The organism is Campylobacter novaezeelandiae, from assembly GCF_004323845.1.
GTDB lineage: Bacteria > Campylobacterota > Campylobacteria > Campylobacterales > Campylobacteraceae > Campylobacter_D > Campylobacter_D novaezeelandiae.
On record NZ_QPGR01000028.1, the window covers coordinates 1 to 3624 of the forward strand.

General features: G+C 25.0%; 4 protein-coding genes. 2 read left to right on the forward strand and 2 right to left on the reverse strand.

What is annotated here, in order from left to right:
* Both DU473_RS08080 and DU473_RS08085 read left to right on the forward strand, forming a co-directional pair.
* The coding region (locus DU473_RS08080) for a glycosyltransferase family 2 protein (RefSeq protein ID WP_131186966.1) at positions 1-320 on the forward strand (320 nt) is incomplete at its 5' end.
* Complete coding sequence (locus tag DU473_RS08085) at positions 271-804, forward strand: hypothetical protein (protein ID WP_131186967.1); 534 nt, start codon at positions 271-273, stop codon at positions 802-804. The genes DU473_RS08080 and DU473_RS08085, both read left to right, overlap by 50 nt.
* Here DU473_RS08085 and DU473_RS08090 read toward each other — a convergent pair.
* Together DU473_RS08090 and DU473_RS08095 are read right to left on the reverse strand one after the other, a co-directional pair.
* On the reverse strand, positions 796-1836 hold the full coding sequence (locus DU473_RS08090; protein WP_131186968.1) for a glycosyltransferase family 4 protein: 1041 nt from the start codon (positions 1834-1836) through the stop codon (positions 796-798). The two genes, DU473_RS08085 and DU473_RS08090, sit on opposite strands and share 9 nt — an antisense overlap.
* Complete coding sequence (locus DU473_RS08095; protein ID WP_131186969.1) at positions 1837-3384, reverse strand: glycosyltransferase family 2 protein; 1548 nt, start codon at positions 3382-3384, stop codon at positions 1837-1839. It abuts the gene before it with no gap.
* Positions 3385-3624 lie beyond the last annotated feature (240 nt).

Here is a 3624-nt window from a genome sequence, read left to right on the forward strand (position 1 = left end):
AAAGTCTTAAAGATATAGAGATTATTGTGGTAGATGATTTAGGAAGTGATAATAGTATTAAAATAGCTAAAGAAGAAGCTTTAAAAGATAAAAGAATTAAAATTGTTCATAATGAGAAGAATTTAGGTCTACTAGCTGCTAGATATCAAGGGGCTCTAAACGCAAATTCACCCTATATCACTTTTTTAGATCCTGATGATACCTTAGCTTTAAATGCTTGTGAGTTAGCTTTAAAAGAGATTAAAGAAGCCAATTTGCTTAGATTTGGTTTTGCTAAGATTGATGAGATGGGGGGGGGGTATAGAAGAAAATCTGCCTAATTATAAGGATTATGAAGAATTAAAAAATATTATCAAACAATCCTCATATAAGTATTTATGGAATATCTGGAGTATTTTATTCAAAAAAGATTTTTATCTTGATACTATAAGACATCTATCTTCTTATAAAATAAATATGGCGGAAGACCTTTTAGCCTTTGCATTTCTTATTAACCCTAGTATAAAAACTGCTAATTTTATAGGATATTTTTATAATTTTAACGAGAGTTCTCTTTCAAATCCACACAAAAAAACAAAAGAACATTTACAAAGAAATTTGCAAGATTTTAAAACAATTTCAAAAATAATAAAAAATTCAAATTTAGAAAAATTTATCATTAAAGAATTCGATTTTTATCTTGAAAAAGAAATTTTTAAATTATCTTATGATTTAAACGAACTTTCTTATTTAAGATATAAATTTCTTAAGAAAAAAATAAAACTCTATAATTTTTTAAGAAAACTAAAGTGCAAATTAAGATAAATTTTCTTGCCATTTTTTAAAAACTACTTCTTTAGAAAACTTAAGCTCTATAAGCTCTTTTGCTTTTTGTCCCATACTTTTACGCAAATTTAAATCATTCATTAAAAGTTGTAATTTTAAAGCAAATTCTTTTAAATCTCCATCTTTAATCAAAAAGCCACTTTTTCCATCTTCTATAATGTCACTAGGACCAGAATTTACATCAAAAGCTATACAAGGTAAAGCAAAAGAAGAGGCCTCAAGCAAACTCATAGGCAAACCTTCAAAATAACTCGCCATCGCATAAATACTTGCACTTAAATATTCCTTTTCAATTTCTTTGACAAAAGGCTTTATCATTACATTTTCAATTTTTTCTTGTTTGATTTTATCTAAGAGCTTTTCTCTAGCTTCACCTTCTCCTACTATATGAAGCCTATACCTCGCCCCACTATTTTCTTTTTGAATAACTTTCCATATATCTAAAAGTCTAAAAAAACCTTTTGTATCTTCATTTGTCATTCTGCCTATAGAAAGTATAATCTTTTGTTCTAAATTTGCATTTTCTTTTGGCAAAGATGATAAAAAGTTGGGTATAAGCCTTACATCTTTATAATACTTTTTCCAAATATTAAGCTCTTTAGAAGAAAGAATTATCAAAGTATCAAAGAATTTATCCCTTTTAAGTATTTTGAGTTTAGAATGCTGAATTTTTAAATAACGTGTATTTTTGTTTTTAAAAAAAGGAAATTGAGTGCAATTATTATAAATAATATAATCTTTATCTTTATATCTATTTTTGATAATAAAACTTTCATAATACTTATAAACAAGTTTATAAAATCCCTTTTTAATCTCATCATGACCTTTTTGATGAAAAAAGCTGATTTTTATATCAGGATTGATAAAAAAATAAGACTTTTCATTCTTTTTATAAAAACTTAAAATTTCAACATCTAAGCCTTTATCATAAAAAAGATTTGCCAAATTGCTCACAACCCTTTCAGCTCCTCCTTTTAAGGTAATATCTCCAATGATAAGTAAAATTTTCATTTATCTCCAATCTGTTTTTTTATTTTTTATAGTATCTAAATAAATCTGATGATTAATTTCAAGCATATTTTTAATATTTTCTTTATGATAAATATGATAAGCCAAGGCGCTAAATTTCACTCTTTTAAATTTGCCATTATTAAACAAAAATCTTGCTACAAATTCACTATCTTCTCTACCCCAACCAACAAAATTTTCATTAAAACCACCGATAGCTTGCCAATCACTTTTATAAAAACTCATATTACAACCTCTTATGCCTTTTATGATTATCTTTTTTTTGAAAATTTTTTTATTAATCTTTGAAAATTTATAAATGAAATAGGCTAAAAGATTATTTTTTTTATTTTTAAAGCCTTTTTTATCAAAAGCTAGACTAAAATCCTTTTTTTCTAAGATTTTTTTACTTTCATTTTCGTTTAAAATAGTTCTAGAACCTTGCAAAAATAAGTTTTTTTGAGAAAATTTTAAATGATCTTTGATAAAATCTTTTTCTAAAATCATATCCCCATCTATAATAATAATGTATTCACTCTTAGCTTTTTTAATAGCCTCATTACGATTTTTACTAAGTCTATAACCCTTATCTTCTTGCCAAGAGTGTTTTAAAGGGCAAGGAAATTTTTTTTGGTATTCCTTAACTAAATTTTTTGTATCCTCTTTAGATCCATCATCTGCGATAATAACCTCATCAGGCATTAAACTAAGATTTTTAACACTATCAAGCACAAGGGCTAAACGTTTTGGTTCATTATAAGTAGTGATAATTAAAGCACAAGTTTTTGGTTTTTGCTTTAAAAACTCATAAAGTTTCATATACTTAAAAAAAGCTCCCAAAGCATTACAAGCACTAATAATAAAGCCCTTATATCCATATAAAAAACCTTTTTTAAAAAAATAATTCCTACAAAAAGTCCAAATTCCTTTTAAGCTTGCTAAAAATACACCACTTTGCTTATGCATATTTTGCTCTGCCCAAAGCGAAGAATACCTTTGCATTTTATCAAGTAGATGTGAAATATTATTAAAAGCATAATGTTTAAATCCATTTTTAAGGTAAATTTTTAAGGCTTTTGGAGGCAAAATAAGGCTTTCATGGACTAAATTATCATTAAATTTAGTAAAGTTTTTATTAAATACACGCAAAACATAATCAGGCCACCATCCACAAGCTTTAATCCATTCTCCTTTATAAAGATTTTTACGCGATAAAGCTAAAATGTTTTGCTCTTTTAGTTCAAGCTTTCTTAATTCTTCAATACATTCTTTTTCTAAAACCTCATCTGCATCAATGCTTAATATCCAATCATTTGTAGCATAAGAAAGTGCTAAATTTTTTAAAGGTCCAAAGCCTATAAATTCGCTTTGTTTGATGTGTAAAGCGGGGAATTTTTCTTTAAATTCATAAGCAATTTTTAAAGTATTATCAGAACTTTGATTATCCACTAAAATAATCTCATCAAAACAAAGCAAAGAATTCAAACATTCTTTTAAAGTAGACTCAGCATCTTTAACTATCATAATCACGCTTATTTTAGAAAAATCCATTTTTTTCCTTTTAAATAAAAGATTAATTTTAATATTTTTTAATCATAAATAAAATTAAATTATTTATTTTTTATTTAAAAAATTTATTTTTTTTTTTTTTTTATAAAATATACATTTAAATTTTATAAAAATTTTTTAAAATTTAAATTTTGACAAATCAAATAACTATAAAGGTTAAATATGCCTAAAGTCTCTATTATACTTCCAACTTTTAATGTAGAAAAATATATAAAAAAAGCT